Raw genomic sequence first — 18,370 nt, forward strand, 5'->3', positions numbered from 1 at the left:
CCAGACCACAGATGTGCAATTGCACATCGGGGAATCTCGAGGTTCCGGGTTCGATGCTTCGCATCGCCCCGGAATGACGGCTCCTCAAACAAAAAACCTTAACCGCCCAGTGAGCGGCGCAAGCTTGCCTCATCGAGCCACAACCGGCCGTGCGGCGCCGAGGTCAGCGCCATCGCGATCGTGCCGAAGGTCGATGGCCGCAGCCGATAGGCCTGCGCATAGGCGCGCATCGCGCCGTCCATATCGCCGGCATCCTGCAGCACTGTGCCGAGATTGAGCGCGGCTTCGGGGTAATCGGGCTTTATTTCGAGCGCCCTGCGGTAGGCGGTGGCGGCGCCGCCGCGGTCGCGCTGATCCTGGCGGACGAGGCCGAGATCGAACCAGACCGATGCGGGCGCCTCGCCACGCACGGCGCGTTCCAGCAAGGTCACGGCGCTGGCGTGCTCGCCATCCTCCCAGGCGAGCCGTCCCAGCCGCGCCGCGGCCTCGATATTTCCGGGCACGACTTCCAGAATGGCCCGCCATGCTTCGCGCGCCTGGGGCCTGAGACCGGCTTGGTCGAGCGCCCGGGCTTTTTCCAGAAATACTTCGCGCTGCGGCGCGATCGCGATCGCCCGATCGAGATGCGACAGTGCGCTATCGAAATCCTTCGCAACGCGGGCGATGCGGGCCGCGAGCAGATGCGCGGCGGCACTGTCGGGGCGTTTTGCAAGGCTGCTCTCGACGTGGCTGCGGGCCGATTCGGTCTCGCCTTTCGAAAACAGCACGGCGGCGAGCAGATGATGGAGCATGGGATCGCCGGGCTGGCGGCTCAACCCTTGCTCGCAGAGCTGGCGCGCCTGGTCGGGCCGGCCCGAATTAAAGGCCGCCGTGGCACGACGAACGATCTCCTCGGCGGTGGGCTTGTTCATGGCAGGCACATTATACGCGTTATTGCGAGCCAACGAGTAGCACCAATGCCGTCATTCCGGGGCGACGCCAACGGGGCCGCGCGAAGCGCGGCCCCGTTGACAGGCTCCGCGTCGAACCCGGAATCCTTGGATTGTCGGCGCGAGATTCCGGGTTCGCGCTGTCGCGCGCCCCGGAATGACGTCGTGGGGTGGAACGCCCGTCGTTACTGCGCCGCGTCGAGCGCCTCGCCCAGCACGGGATAATCCGTGTAGCCCTTGGCGCCGCCGCCGTAGAACGTCGCCTTGTCGGGCGCGTTGAGCGGCGCGCCGCGCTTGAGCCGTTCGACCAGGTCGGGATTGGCGATGAACGGTTTTCCGAACGCGATCAGATCGGCCGCGTTGGCGGCGAGCACCTTGGTCGCGAGTTCGAAATCATAGCCGTTGTTGGCGATGTAGGCGCCCTTGAAGCGCTTGCGCAAGGAGCCGTAGTCGAACGGCGCGATGTCGCGCGGGCCGCCGGTCGCACCCTCGATGACGTGGATGTAGACCAGCTTCAGCGCATTGAGATGATCGACGATGTAATCGAACAGCGGCTGCGGGTTGGAGTCGGAGACGTCGTTGGCCGGCGTCACCGGCGAAATGCGGATGCCGGTCTTGTCGGCGCCGGCTTCCGCGGCCACGACTTTCGATACCTCGAGCATCAGCCTGGCGCGGTTCTCGATCGATCCGCCATAGGCGTCGCTGCGCTTGTTGGTGCCGTCCTTGGCGAACTGATCCAGCAGATAGCCGTTGGCGCCATGGATCTCGACGCCGTCGAACCCTGCAGCGAGCGCGTTCGCAGCGCCACGTTTAAAACTCTCGATGATGCCGGGGATTTCTTCCAGCGCCAGCGCGCGCGGCTCGGAGATATCGGTAAACGTGCCGCCGACAAAGGTCTTGCCTTTGGCGCGGATCGCCGAGGGTGCTACCGGCGCGCCGTCATTGGGCTGCAGCGAGGTGTGCGAAATGCGCCCGACATGCCAGAGCTGGATGAAGATGCGTCCGCCCTTCTCGTGCACGCGGTCGGTGACCTTGCGCCAGCCGGCGACCTGTTCCTTGGAGTAGATCCCGGGGGTGTCCTGATAACCCTGGCCCTGCTGCGAAACCTGGCTCGCCTCGGTCACCAGCAGGCCGGCGGAGGCGCGCTGCCCGTAATACTCGATCGCCAGAGGGGCGGGCACCAGACCTGCGACCGCGCGGTTGCGGGTGAGGGGCGCCATCACAAGGCGGTTAGGCAGCGTGATCGGGCCAAGCTTGTAGGACTCGAAGAGTTTCGTCGGCGTGCTCATGTGTTGATTCCGTAGAAATTGCGGGTAGCGATGATTTGTGCATTGCGGTGGCGGGCGGCAAGCCGCCAGCTATCAGGATTTCGCAGCCTAGCCCCGCACAATGCCGGCGAGGGCCGCCGTCGGGAAATCGCTGTGGGCATTGGCGCAGGATGATTCGTTCAAAATCAGAAACACCGCAGCATAAGCAACTTCCCAGCCGGCGGCGTGACAGCGGAAAGGTTCTATCTTCGTTTGTCCCCGTCATTCCGGGATGGTCCGAAGGACCAGACCCGGAATCTCGAGATTCCGGGTTCATCGCTATGCGATGCCCCGGAATGACAACAATAGCCCGTCATTGCGATCCGTTGGCTTCTCGCAACGACAGGAGCAATCAATTCACTCCGAGAAAATCCCGTTTCCCGATTTCGACGCCGTTGTGGCGCAGGATGCCGTGGGCGGTGGCGGCGTGGAAGTAGAAATTCGGGAAGGCGAAGTTGTTGACGAATTGCTGGCCCTTCACCGTCAGGGTATTGGTCGGGCCGATCGGAAAGGTAACCTCGCGGGCATCGGCGCCCTCGAACTGTTCCGGCTTGAACGTCTTGATATAGTCGGCGGTTTTGGCGAGCCGCTGCTTCAGCTCTTCGAAGGTCTTTTCGGTGTCGGGCGTGGACGGCACCTCGCTATGCGTCAGCCGCGCGCAGCTTTTTCCGGCGAAATCGCACACCAGCTGGATCTGTTTACTGAACGGCAGCATGTCCGGATAGAGCCGCGCGCCGAGCAGGACCTCAGGCGCGATATTCTTCGCCTTGCAGTGCGCTTCGGCCTTGGTGAGGATTCCCGGCAGGCTGCCGAGGATCTGCAGGAACGCGGGAACGGTAGCGTCGTAGAAGGACATGGGATGCTCTTTCGGTTGGTGCTGTCATCCGGGGCATCGCGCAGCGATGAACCCGGAATCTCGAGATTCCGGGTTCGCTCGCGTTGCTCGCGCCCCGAAATGACGGCATATCAGTTTTTCCCGTCATTGCGAGCAATGAAGCGTTCGGCTGGTCGAAATCGTGTTTGCTACCGCACCACCGACGCGCCCGGCGCAAGCGTTTGGGCACGCGGGCCGCCGCGCATCCGCGCCAGCAATTCGGCGGTGGGCCAGGAATCGGCGGGCAGGCCGTATTTGATCTGCATCGCCTTCACCGCGCTGCGGCTTTGCTGACCCATGACGCCGTCGACCTTGCCGACATTGAAGCCCGCGCGCACCAGCAATTGCTGCAATTCGCGCAGTTCGGCGAACGGCAGTTGCGCGACCGGCGCGGAAGGACGGTGCATCGGCGGCGCGCCGGCGATGCGGGTAGCAAGATAGCCGGCGGTGGTCGAGTAGATCAGCGAGTTGTTCCACTCGGTATAGGCGGCGAAATTCGGATAGGCCAGAAAGGCCGGTCCGGTGCGGCCCATCGGCAGCAGCAGCGACGAGGCCAGATTGTCGTCCGGCAACGGCCGGCCGTCCGCGTAGGTGACGCCGAGTTGCGCCCATTTCGAACGCGGCAGCTGGATCGTCAGGTCGGCCTGGTCCCACGGAACGGTTTGCGGCACGCGCACTTCCTGCAGCCAGGGTTCGCCGCGCCGCCATTTCAGTCCGTTGGCGATGTAATTCGCGGTCGAGCCGATCACGTCGGCCGGGCTGTCCAGGAGGTCGCGGCGTCCGTCGCCGTCGTAGTCGACGGCGTAGTTGAAATAATGCGTCGGCAGAAATTGCGTCTGCCCCAACTCGCCGGCCCACGAGCCGACCATCTCCGTTGGTGTGAGGTCACCGCGGTCGATGATTTTCAGCGCGGCGATGGTTTCGTTCGCAAACATCTCCGAGCGCCGGCAGTCGTAGGCCAGCGACACCAGCGAGCGCAGCGTCGGCAGATTACCCATGTTGGCGCCGAAATCGCTTTCCAGCCCCCAGAACGCAGCGATGACGGCCGGCGGCACGCCGTATTCCTTCTCGGCCCGCGCGAACGCCGCGGCATAGGTTTTGATCTTGGCCTGGCCCTGCTGCATCCGGTAAGTCGCGGCCATGCGGCCGGCGAACTCGGTGAACACCTGCCCGAACACGCGCTGGCCGCGATCGCGATTGACGATGCCCTGGTCGTAGACCAGATACGGCGATGCTTCCGCGATCGTGCGCTGCGATACCCCGGCTGAAACGGCCTGCGTTTTCAGGTCAGCGAGGAAGCGGTCGAAAGACATGCCGCCGTGACAGGAGGCGCCTTTCTGGGCCAATGCCTGCTGCGCTACGAACAGGATCGCCAATAAAATGGCGACAGGAAAAAATCGCGTCGTTGAAAAATTTCGCATGCGGTTACCGGTCAGGTTTGACGAACAGGCGGTGCTTCTTTCTTGCCCTCCCCTGAATGGTGAGGGTCGATGGGCGAGCGGCGGATCGAAGAAAGCCCTCACCCCGCCGCTCTACCGGGCGACGCCTCACGTCGCCAAGTCGCGTCGACCCTGGGAGTGAGCTCGGTCTCGACCCTGCAGGGATGGTGAATGCAATCTTACAACTCGTGCGCATTGCCGGAAGCGAACGAGGCCACGCGGCGGGTGTTCTCGTCAAGCAGCAATGTGCAAGCATGGGGGCTAAAGCAGGGCAGGTGGATTTGCGGACGTGTTTCGAACGATAACATTCCGTTCACCATGAGGGCAAATCCCTGAATTCCTTTTTGCAAAACTACCTCCGCCGGCAAGGTTTGCTTACACCTTATGCCGCTTAGTCATGTTTGCGTGAGGCCCTCACCGCATGTAGCCCAAGCATTGCGGCGCAGATGTAGTTAGTGAAGCGTATGTATACCGCCCGCATTGTTGTCCTGATCATCGCGCTCAGTGCCGGGGGCGTTGCCGCATATCTGGCGAGCGGGTCCGACAACAAGGCTGCCCCGACCGCGCCGGCTGCCCAACTGCAAACCGTGGACGTGCTGGTTGCGAAGTCCGACATCGGCCTTGGCCAGACCGTGACGCCTGAAAATCTGCAGTGGCAGACCTGGCCGGCCGCGACCTCAAGCAACGGTTTCATTCGCCGCAACGAACGCCCCGATGCAACGACCCAGATCGCCGGTTCGATCGCGCGTACACCGTTCATCGCCGGCGAGCCGATCCGGGAAGCGAAGCTGGTCAGGGCCAATGGCTCCGGCTTCATGGCGGCGATTCTGCCCACCGGCATGCGCGCCGTTTCCACCGAAATCTCGCCGGAAACCGGTGCCGGCGGCTTCATTCTGCCGAACGACCGGGTCGACGTCATTCTTTCCAAGCACGAGAAGAACCCGGACCACGCCGGCCCATCCGACGTCGTCAACTCGGAAATCATCCTGAGCAATGTTCGCGTGCTCGCGATCGATCAGGCCCCGAAGGAAAAAGACGGCCAGAATTCGGTGATCGGCAAGACCGTAACCCTCGAACTGAAGCCCGAGCAGTCCGAGACGCTCGCCCGCGCGCGCCAGAGCGGCACGCTGTCGCTGGCGCTGCGCAGTATCGCCGATATCAACATGGTCGAAAACAGAACCGACGACGAGGGTCCCAAGCGCGGCGACAGCATCAGTGTGGTTCGCTACGGCGTCTCGAGCCCGACCACGACACAGAAGTGACCATGAGGACGTACGACATGAAATGCAGGGGAAATCAGCTGGCGATGCGAACCTTTCTGGTCCGCGCCCTGTCGTTTTCGGCGATCGCGGCGTTGACGCTCAGTCCGGTCTTGACGCCGGTGGTGGCGAGCGAAGCCGCGGTGCCGGTCGCCGCCGGCGCACATATGAAGGCACGCTTTCTTGCGCTCGGCATCGGCAAATCCGTGATCATCGACTTGCCACGCGACGTCAAGGATGTGCTGGTCGCCGATCCGAAGATCGCCAACGCCGTCATCCGCTCGCCGCAGCGCGCCTACATTATCGGCGAGCTGGTCGGTCAGACCAACGTCGTGTTCTTCGACTCCGAAGGCCAGCAAATTGCCGCCTACGACATCGCGGTTAAGCGCGATCTCAACGGTGTGCGCGCCGCATTGAAGCAAGCGCTGCCCAACGCGAGAATCGACATCGAAGGCGTTGCCGACGGCGTCATGCTGACCGGCTCGGTATCGAGTCCGGTCGAGGCCCAGCAAGCGGGGGATATCGCCGCGCGGCTGGTGGGCGGTGCCGACAAGGTCGTCAACTCGATCGCGGTCCGGGGCCGCGATCAGGTGATGTTGAAGGTGACTGTCGCGGAAGTGCGGCGGGACATTATCAAACAGATGGGCGTCGATCTCAGCGCCAGCATGAATTATGGCACCGCGGTTGTAAACTTCAACAACACCAATCCGTTCACCGCGAATGGCGCTCCGCTTGTCGCCAGCAACGGCACCGCCGTTTCGGCCCTGACCCGCGCCGGTCTGCCCTCGGTCACCGCGACCATGCGCGCGATGGAAAGCGCCGGCGTGGCGCGGACACTGGCTGAGCCCAACCTGACGGCGATTTCGGGCGAGTCCGCGACGTTCATCGCCGGCGGCGAATTTCCGATTCCGGCTGGTTATTCCTGCGATCCCACCACGCATGTCTGTACCACCCAGATCACCTACAAGAAGTTCGGCATTTCTCTCGACTTCACGCCGGTCGTACTGTCCGAGGGACGGATCTCCTTGCGGGTGATGACCGAGGTGTCCGAGTTGTCGACCGACAACGCGATCACGGTCTCACAGGCGCTCACCTCCACCACGACGAATTCCATCACCATCCCGTCGATCAGGACCCGCCGCGCGGAAACCACGCTGGAAATACCATCGGGTGGATCCATGGCGATGGCCGGACTGATCCAGCAACAGACCAAGCAGGCCATCAACGGGATGCCCGGTATCGACCAGGTGCCCATTCTTGGAGGGCTCTTCAGGAGCCAGGACTTTGTCAATAACGAAACCGAATTAATGGTTCTGGTGACGCCCTATATCGTTCGCGCGGTGGCCCAGAAAGACCTGTCGCGTCCCGATGACGGGTTTGCGCCCGCGTCGGATGCCCAATCGACTCTGTTGGCTCAGGTCAATCGGATTTACGGCATTTCCGGTCGCATCGAACCGGTTGGCAACTACCAGGGCAACTTTGGCTTCATCATTGACTGAGACGAAGCTGCCCGGCCAATGCGGGACGAGGAGAGAACGATGACAAGCAGAACACCGGATCGGCATCGAACCCTGCGCCTGCTGAGTGCGCTTGCGGGCCTTTCAGTCGTGCTGGGAGCTTGCACGCATACCGACGACGGGCTGACGGCGAGCGTTCCGGACGATTACCGCCTGCGTCATCCGATCGCGATCCAGGAAGCTGACCGCTCCGTCGTGATTTTCGTCGGTCACGAACGCGGCGGCCTGTCCGCGTCGCAGCGCGCCGACGTCATGGGACTGGCACAGACGTGGGTTCGCGAAGGTACCGGTGCGATTGTGGCCGAAGTGCCGGTCGATACGCCGAACGCACGGGCCGCGGCGAGTTCATTCCGGGAAATTCAGGCGGTGCTTGCGGCAGGCGGCGTGCCTCCACGCGGAATTACGCTGCGTCACTACCATCCGGACGATCCCCGAAATTTCGCGACGATCACGCTGAGTTATCCAAAAATTGCCGCGGTTGCCGGACCCTGCGGCCTGTGGCCGGAGGATCTCGGACCCTCGATCAAGGACCCGAGCTATTTCGAGAACAAGGATTACTACAACTTTGGTTGCGCCTACCAGCGCAACATGGCGGCGATGATCGACAATCCGTCGGACCTTGTGCAGCCGCGATCTGAATCCCCCGCCTACACGGCGCGGCGCTCGGAAGCCTTCGAGAAATATCGCAAAGGCAACCCGACCACGACGACCTATTCCGACGCCGACAAGGCCAAACTCAGCGACACAGGCAAATGATGAGGAACGCCCGTCGAAATCCCGAAGAGCAGCCGGACATCACCCCGCCGCACGCAGACGATTACATCGCTCCGGCGCCTCGGGTGTCGGTGCAGGCCTTTTGCGAGACGGTGGAAACCGCAGCCGCCGTGCGGTCGGCGGGCGAAGACCGCCGCCTCGGCAAGGCCCATCTCACCGTCCAGATGGGCGGCGTGGCCGGGGCCATCGAGGTCTATCGTACGGTGCCTACGCCGAACGTGATCATCCTGGAAACCGAAGACCGCAGCGATATCCTGGTGGGCCTCGATCAGCTCGCAACCGTGTGCGATGCCGGAACCCGCGTCGTCGTGATCGGCAGTGTCAACGATGTCGCGCCTTATCGCGAACTGGTGCGTCGCGGCGTCAACGACTACGTCATTGGGCCGGTCGATACCCTTGATGTGGTGCGCTCGATCTGCAGCCTGTTCTCGGCATCGGAGGCAGTCACCGTCGGCCGGATCGTCGCGGTCGTCGGCGCAAAAGGCGGCGTCGGCGCATCCACCGTCGCGCACAATGTCGCCTGGGCCATCGCCCGCGATCTCGCGCTGGATTCCGTTGTCATCGATCTCGACCTCGCGTTCGGCACCGCCGGTCTCGACTACAACAAGGATCCATTGCAGGGAATCGCCAATGCGGTGTTCTCGCCCGACCGGCCCGATACCGCATTCATGGACCGCTTGCTGTCGAAATGCACCGATCACCTCAGCCTGCTGGCGGCGCCGGCGACGCTCGAGCGGGTCTACGACTTCGGCGAGCAAGCCTTCGACGCGATCTTCGATACGTTACGCATGACAACGCCCTGCATTGTGTTGGACGTTCCACACCAATGGTCGGGATGGACCAAGCGCGCCCTGGTCGGCGCGGACGATATTCTGATCGTGGCCGAGCCGGATCTCGCCAACCTGCGCAATGCCAAGAACCTGTTGAATATGCTGAAAGCGTCGCGTCCCAACGACCGGACGCCGCTGTATTGTCTCAATCAGGTCGGCATGCCGAAGCGCCCGGAAATCAACGCGCGCGGCTTCGCCAAGACAATCGAGAGCCCGCCGATCGCTTCCATTCCATTCGATTCGCGAATGTTCGGCACGGCTGCCAATAACGGCCAGATGATCGCGGAAATCGCCGCGCGCCACCGCGCCACCAAGATGTTTCTGGAGATTGCGCAACTGCTGACCGGCCGCGGCGAGACCAAAAAGCCGCGGCGCTCGTTGTTGTCGCCAATCATCGAGAAGTTGCGGGCAAAGTAAGCCCCGCGCGCAGGGCCGCGGCGCTTCGCAAGGCGCAGGGATCGCGGCCGATGGAGCCGATGCCCTTCGCTAAAGGTCAATCAGCGCGCGACGGCTGCCACCGGTATGCCTTCCGGGCCGCTATGGGCATCATCCTTCCGGGACAACAATCGCTTGAGATAAGCGACATTCGCCGCCGCTTCCTCGGGCGGCCGGCCGGCCTTCACGATGCTTTCAGCCTCCGCGAAACGGCCCCGCAGGCCGACCACAAACGCCAGGTTCTGCCGCACGCGCGGATCCGTATCCGCGCCCTTGTACGCGCGGCGCAGCGTCTCCTCCGCTTTGGGCAGATCTTTTGAAAGCAGGTACGAAAGGCCGAGATTGGACAGCACGGTGGGGTCTTCCGGGGCGATTTTCAGCGCGCTCGCGTAGTACTGCCGTGCTTCCTCGTATCGGCCCAGTTCATCGAGCACAGCTCCCTGGGCCGAGAGGATCCGCCAATCGGGATCTTCGGGGGTATGTGCGTTGCCGAGAACGTCGAATGCCTGCTGGAAATTGCCATTGTCCGCCAGCGCCCGCCCGTAACCGGCAAGAAGCGCCTTGTCGCTGGGGTGAGCGATCGTGGCCTGTTCGAGCACCGCGACGGCCTGGGACCGCTGCCCGGCGGCCCGGAGCGCCTTTCCGTATTGTAACGCCGCGTCGGGATCCTTGGGATTGGCGCGATAGCGATCGCGATCAAGATCCAGTTCGCCCCGGGGGTCGGCGGCACGGTTTGCTTCGGTTTTCTCGCCCAGCGAGCCCGTGATGTCAGACATGCCCGCGCTGCAGCTGCAAAGCCCCAACACCAGGATCGCGGACGATGCCGTGCAGGCCAGAAATCTCGCGAAACGATAGTGGGGCAACTGCGCAAACATGAACTTCAACCTGGGGTTGGCGACTGGACCCCAGATAGCCACGGTAACCCTAAGTTCCGGTTAAACAGGCGGCGTGCTTCGGTTGCGGTCCTGGTTTGCGGGTCGCCCGCGCTGGCCGGCTCGACGTTTTGAGCGGGCCGTTCGATCTAATCGACGAATTCAGCGCCGAATTCGCAACCGATCCGCCATGCCAGCCGGCATCGGCGCTGGTCGCCTGTTGAGAAGGTGATGGTGAACTCAGCGGGAATGTCCGGATATTCCGCGACGACCTTCGCGCCGCCCCTGGAGACGTCCGTGATCACGCAGTCGCGCGGCAACAAGCCGGTCCCGAATTGGATCTTCGCGCCCCGTCTGCACTCACGACGCTCGCTTTTACGTCGATTCATCAGCATGTCGATCCTTCGCTTTGCTCGAGACGGTTCATCCGGCGTGCAGTTGCTTTAGAGAAGAATTGTTGGAATACGCCTAGCGGAACCCCTCGCAATGTAACGATTGTTTTTGAATTCTTTTTACCGAGTTGCCCGGAAGATTTCTCGAACGGCCGCGAACGGCTGCAAATGCCGGAACAGAAATCCCGCAGTGCCGGAATTCGCCGACGGATAAACCGATAAATCGATAAAGAGACGGCGTATCCGATCGGCGCGCTGAAACCGGGCCTACGCCGACCGCTTTGAGCCGGACTCGACCAGGGTCAATTTGCCGAAGGGCACGCCGGCTTTCAGAAGGCCTTCACGATAATGTGCGATGTCGGCCGGCGCTTTCCAGCGGAAATTCCGCAGGTGCCGCTCGACGGTCAGGCCTGGAAAGTTGCCGAGCAAAACCTCGGCCGCCTTGGCCGCTTCCTCGGTTCGCCCCGATTGCGCCAGCGCCGCGGCGCGCACGGCGAGCACCTGAAGATGATTGGGGTTCAGGTACAGGGCTTCGCGCGCCCAGGACAGCGACGCATCGTATTGTCCCAGCAAATAGTGGCTGAACGCGTTCAACGCCGCCCATTTATACCGGGGGTCGCTGTTGCCGCGCTGCATGGCGATTGAAAACAGTTCGATGGCCTGCCGGTGCTCGCCGATCACCATGTGGCATATTCCCAGCACGCCGCGGGCACCCATGTCGTACGGGTTCAACTTGACGGCTTTTTTTGCAGCCTCCATTGCCGCCTCGTACTGTCCCTCCATCGCATGCACATAGGACAAGATCGCAAACCCGAATGACGAACGCGGATCGAGCCGCACGCTGCTTTCGGCGAGATTCATCGCCTCGGTCCACAGCTCGCGCGTACTCCTGATCCAGCCATACTGCACGGCCTGCACCAGGACGGTGGCGAGATAGGCGCGGGCGATGGCGAGCGCCGGATCGAGCGCGATGGCCTCCCGGAAAAAGCCGATCGAGGCTTCGAAATCTGCCTTGGTGTGCCGGTAATAGTGCGAAAGCCCCCTGAGAAACCGATCCCACGCGGTCAAATCGGTGGTGGACGATGAGCGGGTCGGGGCAGAGGCCTCCGCGCGAAATATCTCCGGTGCCAGCGCGGCGGACAGATGCGTGGTGATTTCGTCCTGCATCGCGAACAGGTCGCCCATGTCCCGGTCATATCGGCCGGTCCACAATTGCTCGCCGCTCTCCGGAGCGATCAGCTCGGCGGTGACGCGAATCTTGCTTCCGGCACGCCGTACCGAACCCTGGATCAGGTAGGTGGCATCGATCTCGCGCGCGATCAGGCGGGTGCTGAGATTCTTGCCCTTGAACGAGAACGTCGAATTCCGGCTCAGCACCCGGTAGAAGGATTGCAGCGAAAGCGCGTGGATCAAATCCTCGGTCAGCCCGTCGGAAAAATATTCGTCGGTGCTGTCGCTGAGATTGGCGAACGGAAGCACGCCGACGATCGCCGTTCGATATTGAGCCGGCAGGTCCGATGTGTTCCTGGGCTCCCGGCCGCTTCTGTCGGCCCCGCCTGGCTCCCAGGTCCAGACATTGATCGGCTCTTCGATGTTCTTCAAGCGGTGAAGGCCGGCATCGACAAGGACGGCGCTGAGATGCTTGCTGGCCTCATGGTAGGCCTTGGCGGAAATGGCGACCCCGCCGGGAGCGGCTACCGCTTCAAGGCGAACGGCGACGTTGACGCCATCCCCGAACACTTCGTCCTCGTCGGCGATCACATCTCCCATGTGGACGCCGAGACGGAATTGCATGACGCGATCGGCGGGGAGGTGGCCGTTCCGTTCCGCCATCAGCGCCTGCACCGCGATCGCGGCCTCGATGGCGCCGACGATGCTTGGAAACTCCAGCAGGAAGCCATCGCCGGTGTTTTTGACGACCCGGCCGCCATGATTGAGAATGATCGGGTAGATCGCGCTTCGATGCGCCTTGAACGCAGCGTGGGTGCCTGCCTCATCGCCGCCCATCATGCGCGAGTAACCGACGACGTCAGCGCAGACGATGGCGGCCAGCCGTCTTTCCATTCTCCTGCGTTCCCATGTTTTAGAACCGGCAGATATCACGGTACGTGGTCGGCCGGCCGAATCCAATGATTTATAAACGCACTGTCCCCATGGAACCAGATCATGCAATCTACTCAGGATTGCCGGTGGTCTCGATGAAGCGCATAACGGGAGAATTCGAGGTCGCGGCGCGCCGCCCCGGCGACCGTCACGACGCCGGCTTTGGCCGGGTCTCGATCGAGGGCAGCGGCTCGCCCTCGATCTTGGCCTCGAACGAGCGCAGCCGCTGATAGATCGAAATCAGTTCGACGATCGTGCTCCAGGCGTTGACCAGGTACTGGAACGAGGTGCGGACCTGCGAGAACGCGTTCAGGATCTGGTTCATCGCACCCAGCGTGATCTTGCCGGCGACGATGGTCGGCGCCAGCAGGATGTAGGGAAACACGGTGTCGGTCTGTAGATAGACGATGCGGCCGATATTGAAGTACATGAAGTTCAAATAGAGCCTGAAGTAGTTCCTGCGAACGTCGGCGAACAATTCACCGAGTGTTGGTGGCTCGGCGCGGGCTGCATCGTCCTCGCCGAGCACGAGTTCCTTGCGATAGGCCGCTTCGACCCGCTGGTTGAAGAACTCGATGGCGGGCAGGCGGATGCCGATCAGCGCCAGCGCGCCGGTTCCGAGCAGCGACCAGATCACCGCGGCGAACACCAGCGGGTAGGGGATCGAGCCGATCAGGGGCAGCTCCGTGATATTGCCCGACAGCTTCACCAGCACCGGCAGGAAGGCCAGCAGCGTCAGCAGCGCGCTGATGAGGTTGACGCCGAGACCTTCCATGGTGGTCGCAAACCGCATGGTGTCTTCCTGCACGCGCTGCGAGGCGCCCTCGATCTTGCGCAGCCGCGGCCAGTTGGCGACGTAGAAGTCGTTCATCGCCGTCCGCCAGCGGAAGATGTAATGGCTGACGAAGAACCGCGTCAGCACGCCGACCACAACCGCGATCAGGGCGATCCCGGCGAAGGTCGACAATTCGCCGTAGAACTGCTCGATCGGGACCGACGCCGGTTTCGCCAGCGCGGCCTGCACCAGGTTGTAGAACGGTCCGTACCAGCTGTTGATGGCGACGCTGACCTCGACCTGGAAGTACGAGGTGAACAGGATCAGCGCGGAACCGATGATCGACCAGGGCGCCCAGGGATGCGGCGAATAGACCATCCAGGCGGCCGCGAAGATCGCGACGCACAGCGCGAAATAGAGGTCGAACCAGAGCTCCCGTGGCGACCAGAACATCGCCACGCCGACCACCGGCGGCGCCGACGAGCCCAGGAGATTATCGGCGAAGCCATACCAGAACGCCATCGCCACCGCCGCCCAGGCGATCGCGGAGAGGAAGAACAGCTTGGGCCGGGGGAAAAATGAAACGAACATGCGCGGGGTCCACTCTCGTCGGGTCGGAGGCTTTACGGCACACTGGTGTATGGGGCGACGGACCCGAACACCATAGGGCGTGGCGACAAGGCGATCCGCTGCGGCCGGGGGGTGCCGACTGGCCCTGTACTTCGCTCGCGGGAATTGGGATGCTTTGGCGCCATCAGGGGGCGCTAGCCGTGAAACTCATTCGCCGCCACTTCCTTGAGCTCGCCGGGATCTCCGTGACGGCCCTTGCCTTGCCGCGACGCGCCGCGGCGGCCGGCTATCCGGAGCGGCCGGTGCACATCATTGCCGGCTTTTCCGCCGGCGGCGGGGTCGACATATCGGCGCGCCTGATCGGCCAATGGCTTGGCGCGCGGCTCGGCCAGTCCTTCATCGTCGAGAACCGCCCGGGGGCCGGCGGCAATATCGGCACCGAGGCCGTCGTGCATGCGTCGCCCGACGGCTACATGCTGTTGCTTTCCACCGTCCCCAACGCGGTCAACGCCACGCTCTATGACAATCTGAAGTTCAACTTTATCCGCGACATCGCGCCGGTCGCCGGCATCATCCGCGTGCCCATGGTCATCCTGCTGCACCCGTCGGTGCCGGCCAGGACGGTCCCCGAACTGATCGCCTATGCCAAGGCCAGTCCTGCCAAGGTCAACATGGCCTCGGCGGGCTTCGGCAGCGCGCCGCACATGGCCGGCGAACTGTTCAACGTCATGGCCGGCGTCAGCATGGCGCACGTGCCCTATCGCGGCCAGGCCCCGGCGCTGACCGATCTGATCGGCGGCCAGGTGCAGCTCTTGTTCGCGACCACGCCCGGGACCTCGGACTATATCGCCACCGGCAAACTGCGCGCGCTGGCGGTGACCACCGCGTCGCGGATCGCGATGTACCCGGAGTTGCCGACGATCGCGGATTCCGTGCCGGGCTACGAAGCCAGCCAGTGGTACGGTCTCAGCGCGCCGAACAACACGCCCGCCGATGTCGTCGCCACGCTCAACCGGGAGATCAACGCCGCGTTCGCCGACCCCGGAATGAAGCAGCGCTTCGCCGACATCGGCGGCGAGCCGCTGGCGGGCTCGCCCGACGCGTTCGGGAGGCTGATCGCGGAAGAGACCGAAAAGTGGGCCAGGGTGGTGAAGTCGACAGGCATGAAACCGGAGTAAACCCATGACCGATTCCGAAAAAGCCGTAACAGTCATCGAAGCCCTCAAGGCGGCCGAACGCGAGCCGGCGCAGACGGCGTTGCCGATCCTGAACGGGCTCGTGGGACTGGTGCAGGGCGACGGCAACCAGCCGCTGGAAGTCGAGGAGGCCAGGTCCGGCGCCTTCATGGCGATCTGCGAAGTCGGCAAGGCGCTGCACCGCGGCCAGCCCGCCGATAGCCTGTGGGCCTCGGCGATCGCGGCGGCGGAGAAGTGGAAAGCGGTTGCGGGGTGAGGGTGGCGTGATGGCTGCGAAATAAGCGCGTAGCCCGGATCAGCCAAGGGGTCGGCGCGAAGCGCCGCCCGATGGCAGGCTCCGCGACATCCGGGGTTTTCATTTTGCGGCGATCCCCGCGCCTCACAAACGCTGCTTTTTCGCCGGCCATTGTTTCCTGTCCAGCCGCTCCTGCTGATCTGCCAACGTCCGCCACGCTGCTTCCATCCTCAGGAAGGTAAGCTTCGTGTCGTCGTCTTCGCAGCGCCTGGCAAGGAAGGCACAGTCCTCAGCGTTATCACGGAAAATATCAACCAAACTCATAGGCGCTAAATGGCGAGGGTTTACCTTGCTTGAAGGGGATTGTTCCATGAAATGTTCGTAAGCCCGTGGGGCGGATTGGCGGAACGTAATCCGCCATTCTTCGACCACAAAATGGCGGGTTACGCCGGAGCCTGCATTCGGGCCGCGCTTCGCGCGGACCCGGATGGCTAACCCGCACTACGGGCTGCGCGTGCCAGGCGATGAATTTCTCCAGAACATCCGTTCAGGCGCCGGCGCTTAGGATGCAAGAAGCTCCTTCAGCTTCGCATCGATAAAATCGACGTCCTTCGGATTGGTGCCGGGCCCGCCGGCGAAGTGGCCCCAGATGGAGGGAACGGGGACAAATTTGGCGTCCGGCATATGCGCCACCTCGAACTCGCTGTCTTCAGGCGGAAAATACAAGTCGGTCTGGCCAGGCATGACATAGGCTTTGGCCTTGATGGCGCGGAGAGCCGCCTTGAAGTCACCGTTGTAGAGTTCGTTGTCGGCGATGTCGCCGTTCTGCCAGGTCCATAGCATGGTCAGCAGATTGTTCGGGTCCTTCGGCAGGAAGAACCCTTCCCAGAACGCCACCAGAAAATCTTCCAGCGAGGAGTAGCCCAGTGCCTCGATATCCAACCTCTGGCGGTAGAACGCCTGCGAAAAACCCCAGCCGGCATAGACCCGCGCCGCCGCGCGCAAGCCGCGTTGCGGCTTCTCGGTGTACCAGCCTTCCTTCCACGCCGCATCGGCGGTGAGCGCGGCCTTGACACCCTCCAGGAAAACGAAATTGTGACGCGAGCATTTCGCCGACCCGCAGAATGGCGCGATCAGGTCCATCATGTTGGGATAGAGCGCGCCCCAGTGGAAAGTCTGCAGTGCGCCCATCGACCAGCCGGTCACCAGCCGGATATGCCCGATGCCGAATTTTTCGGTGACCAGACGGTGCTGCGCGCGCACGTTATCGCAGGCCGTCACCTGGGGAAAACGCGGGCCGTTATAGGGTTCCGGCGTGTTGCTCGGTGACGATGACAGGCCATTGCCGAGCATGTTCGGGATAATGATGAAGTATTTCTTCGGATCGAGCGCGCGGCCGTCGCCGACCAGCCACTCGTTGTCATAGTGCTGGCCCGAATACCAGGTGGGATATACGATGACGTTGTCCTTGTTCGGACTGAGCGTGCCGAAGGTCTTGTACGCGAGCTTGCAGTCCCGCAACGTCGCGCCGCGCTGCAGCCTGACGTCGCCCAGATTGTGGATTTCGTAGTCGAGACCCATGGCGAACTCCCTTGTTTCTATTCAAGCCGGAAAAGCGGAGCCCTGATCTTCCTCCGAAACAAAGGAAAGGGTTAAGCTGCTTTCAACGCCATCTCGATCGGGCTGATGTCGCCGACGGCGGGGTGGCGACGGGTTCGATGATAGAAGCCCTCGATGTAGGCAAAAATATTACGCGAGGCCTCCTTGCGCGTTGAATGATGCCGAGCAAGCGCTCCGCGCCGGATGGCAGCGCACCGTCGAAACCGCCGCCAGCTTCACTGCGTTCTATGGCGCAGTTGCGCGGCAAGGCGTATGCTTCAATGGAGCGCGGAAGTCCTGCTGCTCCTCCCGCTCTATGACGAGCGCCCATGATGCATGGTCGCAGCGGTCGCGATCCCCCAAAGCAGCTGCTGGCAAAGGGAGGAAATTGAAGTGCGCAAGATCATTGGAACTGCAGCGTTTGTAGCCATGATGTTATTCACGGCATTGCCGGCATCCGCCCAAAGGGATGGTCCCTACGATCATCCCTACTGCCTGCAATACGGAGAACTCGGCCTTCCCGGGTTGTGTTATTTCACAAACTACCGGCAGTGCCAGGCCTCGGCCTCCGGGACGGGTACGTATTGCGGCACCAACCCGCGATTTGCGTATGGATGGCAACAGCCCTACGCGCGACGCCCGTATCGTGAGTGGTGATCGTTCCGGCGCTTTTGCGAAGTGCGTTGAATAACGCCGGTGAGGGACGAACTCGCAGCGCGTAGGACGGATTAGCGAAGCGTAATCCGCCGTTCTGCGAAATGGCGGGTTACGCCGGAGCCTGCATTCGGGCCGCGCTACGCGCGGACCCGGATGGCTAACCCGCCATACGGGCTAGGACGAAGCAGCACAGCGTGCTTCGAAGCCTCGACCTAGTTCAGCTAGGCTGACCGCGCCCAGTCGTTCGACTAGTAGTGCCTCAGCGTCGCGTAAGGCGTTCCCCACTGCTTCGTTGACGACCTGTTCGACTGCGCAGTCGGGATTGGAATGTTCGTTGCCGATCGCGAAGATCCTTGGGCCACCGACAGCGCGGTGGACGTCGAGCAGCGATACACGCTCAAGATCGCAAGCGATAATCCAGCCGCCGCCATGCCCCTTGTCCGAGCGGACGTAGCCCGCGTCCCGCAGCCCAGCCATCGTGCGGCGGACCACGACCGGGTTGGTCCCGAGCATCGCAGCGATCGCCTCCGACGTCATTGGCCCGTCGTGTCGCGCCATATGGAGCAGCACGTGCAGCATCCGGGAAAGACGGCTGTCATTTCGCATA

The 18,370-nt window shown here is 62.8% G+C and carries 18 protein-coding genes; 7 read left to right on the forward strand and 11 right to left on the reverse strand.

The genetic code is table 11. The features are described from left to right. Positions 1-98: 98 nt before the first annotated feature. From B5527_RS06750 to B5527_RS06765, 4 genes are all read right to left on the reverse strand, one after another. Positions 99-911, reverse strand: coding sequence for a tetratricopeptide repeat protein (locus B5527_RS06750; protein ID WP_079600600.1), 813 nt, complete (start codon positions 909-911; stop codon positions 99-101). Positions 912-1,114: 203 nt separating this feature from the next. Then, a complete protein-coding gene (locus B5527_RS06755) occupies positions 1,115-2,218 on the reverse strand; it encodes an alkene reductase (protein ID WP_079600601.1) in 1,104 nt (367 codons plus the stop codon). Positions 2,219-2,588: 370 nt separating this feature from the next. Further along, entirely contained in the window at positions 2,589-3,092 is a 504-nt protein-coding gene (locus B5527_RS06760; protein WP_079600602.1) for a DUF1993 domain-containing protein, read from the reverse strand. Between the two features lie 167 nt (positions 3,093-3,259). After that, positions 3,260-4,423, reverse strand: coding sequence for a lytic murein transglycosylase (locus B5527_RS06765; protein ID WP_245332701.1), 1,164 nt, complete (start codon positions 4,421-4,423; stop codon positions 3,260-3,262). 590 nt (positions 4,424-5,013) lie between these two features. Here B5527_RS06765 and cpaB point away from each other — a divergent pair. Genes cpaB through B5527_RS06785 form a run of 4 tightly spaced genes read left to right on the forward strand, consistent with a single transcriptional unit; the run spans position 5,014 to position 9,346 of the window. Then, positions 5,014-5,811: a Flp pilus assembly protein CpaB gene (gene cpaB / locus B5527_RS06770; RefSeq protein ID WP_079600604.1), complete on the forward strand. Its 798-nt coding sequence runs from the start codon at positions 5,014-5,016 to the stop codon at positions 5,809-5,811. A 17-nt stretch (positions 5,812-5,828) separates the two neighbouring features. Continuing rightward, positions 5,829-7,307: a type II and III secretion system protein family protein gene (locus B5527_RS06775; RefSeq protein ID WP_245332523.1), complete on the forward strand. Its 1,479-nt coding sequence runs from the start codon at positions 5,829-5,831 to the stop codon at positions 7,305-7,307. A 39-nt stretch (positions 7,308-7,346) separates the two neighbouring features. Then, complete coding sequence (locus B5527_RS06780; RefSeq protein WP_079607121.1) at positions 7,347-8,081, forward strand: CpaD family pilus assembly protein; 735 nt, start codon at positions 7,347-7,349, stop codon at positions 8,079-8,081. Then, positions 8,078-9,346 carry an AAA family ATPase gene (locus B5527_RS06785; protein ID WP_079600605.1) on the forward strand — a complete coding sequence of 423 codons (1,269 nt, stop codon included), beginning with the start codon at positions 8,078-8,080 and terminating at the stop codon, positions 9,344-9,346. The genes B5527_RS06780 and B5527_RS06785 overlap by 4 nt, the downstream gene beginning before the upstream one ends. An 80-nt stretch (positions 9,347-9,426) precedes the next feature. Here the strand turns inward: B5527_RS06785 and B5527_RS06790 are convergent, their stop codons facing one another. From B5527_RS06790 to sbmA, 4 genes are all read right to left on the reverse strand, one after another. Continuing rightward, positions 9,427-10,239, reverse strand: coding sequence for a tetratricopeptide repeat protein (locus tag B5527_RS06790; RefSeq protein ID WP_079600606.1), 813 nt, complete (start codon positions 10,237-10,239; stop codon positions 9,427-9,429). 146 nt (positions 10,240-10,385) lie between these two features. Then, entirely contained in the window at positions 10,386-10,631 is a 246-nt protein-coding gene (locus tag B5527_RS06795; protein WP_154072059.1) for a PilZ domain-containing protein, read from the reverse strand. 264 nt (positions 10,632-10,895) lie between these two features. After that, positions 10,896-12,692 carry an adenylate/guanylate cyclase domain-containing protein gene (locus B5527_RS06800; protein ID WP_079600607.1) on the reverse strand — a complete coding sequence of 599 codons (1,797 nt, stop codon included), beginning with the start codon at positions 12,690-12,692 and terminating at the stop codon, positions 10,896-10,898. A 187-nt stretch (positions 12,693-12,879) separates the two neighbouring features. After that, entirely contained in the window at positions 12,880-14,097 is a 1,218-nt protein-coding gene (gene sbmA, locus B5527_RS06805) for a peptide antibiotic transporter SbmA (protein ID WP_079600608.1), read from the reverse strand. 179 nt (positions 14,098-14,276) lie between these two features. On the opposite strand from sbmA, the gene B5527_RS06810 reads away from it, so the two are divergent. Next, positions 14,277-15,254: a Bug family tripartite tricarboxylate transporter substrate binding protein gene (locus B5527_RS06810; protein ID WP_245332524.1), complete on the forward strand. Its 978-nt coding sequence runs from the start codon at positions 14,277-14,279 to the stop codon at positions 15,252-15,254. A gap of 4 nt (positions 15,255-15,258) precedes the next feature. Then, positions 15,259-15,528 (forward strand): hypothetical protein, encoded by a 270-nt coding sequence (locus B5527_RS06815; protein ID WP_079600610.1) that lies wholly within the window; start codon positions 15,259-15,261, stop codon positions 15,526-15,528. 123 nt (positions 15,529-15,651) lie between these two features. Here the strand turns inward: B5527_RS06815 and B5527_RS06820 are convergent, their stop codons facing one another. Then, complete coding sequence (locus B5527_RS06820; RefSeq protein ID WP_245332525.1) at positions 15,652-15,879, reverse strand: hypothetical protein; 228 nt, start codon at positions 15,877-15,879, stop codon at positions 15,652-15,654. A gap of 189 nt (positions 15,880-16,068) precedes the next feature. Further along, positions 16,069-17,088, reverse strand: coding sequence for an alpha/beta fold hydrolase (locus tag B5527_RS06825; protein ID WP_079600612.1), 1,020 nt, complete (start codon positions 17,086-17,088; stop codon positions 16,069-16,071). 354 nt (positions 17,089-17,442) lie between these two features. Here B5527_RS06825 and B5527_RS06830 point away from each other — a divergent pair, with 354 nt between their 5' ends. After that, positions 17,443-17,763 (forward strand): DUF3551 domain-containing protein, encoded by a 321-nt coding sequence (locus tag B5527_RS06830; RefSeq protein ID WP_079600613.1) that lies wholly within the window; start codon positions 17,443-17,445, stop codon positions 17,761-17,763. 174 nt (positions 17,764-17,937) lie between these two features. Here B5527_RS06830 and B5527_RS06835 read toward each other — a convergent pair whose 3' ends face one another. Next, positions 17,938-18,369: an Rrf2 family transcriptional regulator gene (locus tag B5527_RS06835; protein ID WP_079600614.1), complete on the reverse strand. Its 432-nt coding sequence runs from the start codon at positions 18,367-18,369 to the stop codon at positions 17,938-17,940. Position 18,370: the final 1 nt, after the last annotated feature.

The sequence above is a fragment of the Bradyrhizobium erythrophlei genome, from assembly GCF_900129425.1.
GTDB lineage: Bacteria > Pseudomonadota > Alphaproteobacteria > Rhizobiales > Xanthobacteraceae > Bradyrhizobium > Bradyrhizobium erythrophlei_C.

Coding starts and splice junctions, on each gene's coding strand:
- B5527_RS06820 (WP_245332525.1), bottom strand. CDS start 15,879: ATGGAACAATCCCCTTCAAGCAAGGTAAACCCTCGCCATTTAGCGCCT.
- B5527_RS06835 (WP_079600614.1), bottom strand. CDS start 18,369: ATGCGAAATGACAGCCGTCTTTCCCGGATGCTGCACGTGCTGCTCCAT.
- B5527_RS06780 (WP_079607121.1), top strand. CDS start 7,347: ATGACAAGCAGAACACCGGATCGGCATCGAACCCTGCGCCTGCTGAGT.
- B5527_RS06790 (WP_079600606.1), bottom strand. CDS start 10,239: ATGTTTGCGCAGTTGCCCCACTATCGTTTCGCGAGATTTCTGGCCTGC.
- B5527_RS06800 (WP_079600607.1), bottom strand. CDS start 12,692: ATGGAAAGACGGCTGGCCGCCATCGTCTGCGCTGACGTCGTCGGTTAC.
- B5527_RS06750 (WP_079600600.1), bottom strand. CDS start 911: ATGAACAAGCCCACCGCCGAGGAGATCGTTCGTCGTGCCACGGCGGCC.
- B5527_RS06760 (WP_079600602.1), bottom strand. CDS start 3,092: ATGTCCTTCTACGACGCTACCGTTCCCGCGTTCCTGCAGATCCTCGGC.
- B5527_RS06765 (WP_245332701.1), bottom strand. CDS start 4,423: ATGTCTTTCGACCGCTTCCTCGCTGACCTGAAAACGCAGGCCGTTTCA.
- cpaB (WP_079600604.1), top strand. CDS start 5,014: ATGTATACCGCCCGCATTGTTGTCCTGATCATCGCGCTCAGTGCCGGG.
- sbmA (WP_079600608.1), bottom strand. CDS start 14,097: ATGTTCGTTTCATTTTTCCCCCGGCCCAAGCTGTTCTTCCTCTCCGCG.
- B5527_RS06775 (WP_245332523.1), top strand. CDS start 5,829: ATGAAATGCAGGGGAAATCAGCTGGCGATGCGAACCTTTCTGGTCCGC.
- B5527_RS06755 (WP_079600601.1), bottom strand. CDS start 2,218: ATGAGCACGCCGACGAAACTCTTCGAGTCCTACAAGCTTGGCCCGATC.
- B5527_RS06825 (WP_079600612.1), bottom strand. CDS start 17,088: ATGGGTCTCGACTACGAAATCCACAATCTGGGCGACGTCAGGCTGCAG.
- B5527_RS06815 (WP_079600610.1), top strand. CDS start 15,259: ATGACCGATTCCGAAAAAGCCGTAACAGTCATCGAAGCCCTCAAGGCG.
- B5527_RS06785 (WP_079600605.1), top strand. CDS start 8,078: ATGATGAGGAACGCCCGTCGAAATCCCGAAGAGCAGCCGGACATCACC.
- B5527_RS06830 (WP_079600613.1), top strand. CDS start 17,443: ATGGTCGCAGCGGTCGCGATCCCCCAAAGCAGCTGCTGGCAAAGGGAG.
- B5527_RS06795 (WP_154072059.1), bottom strand. CDS start 10,631: ATGCTGATGAATCGACGTAAAAGCGAGCGTCGTGAGTGCAGACGGGGC.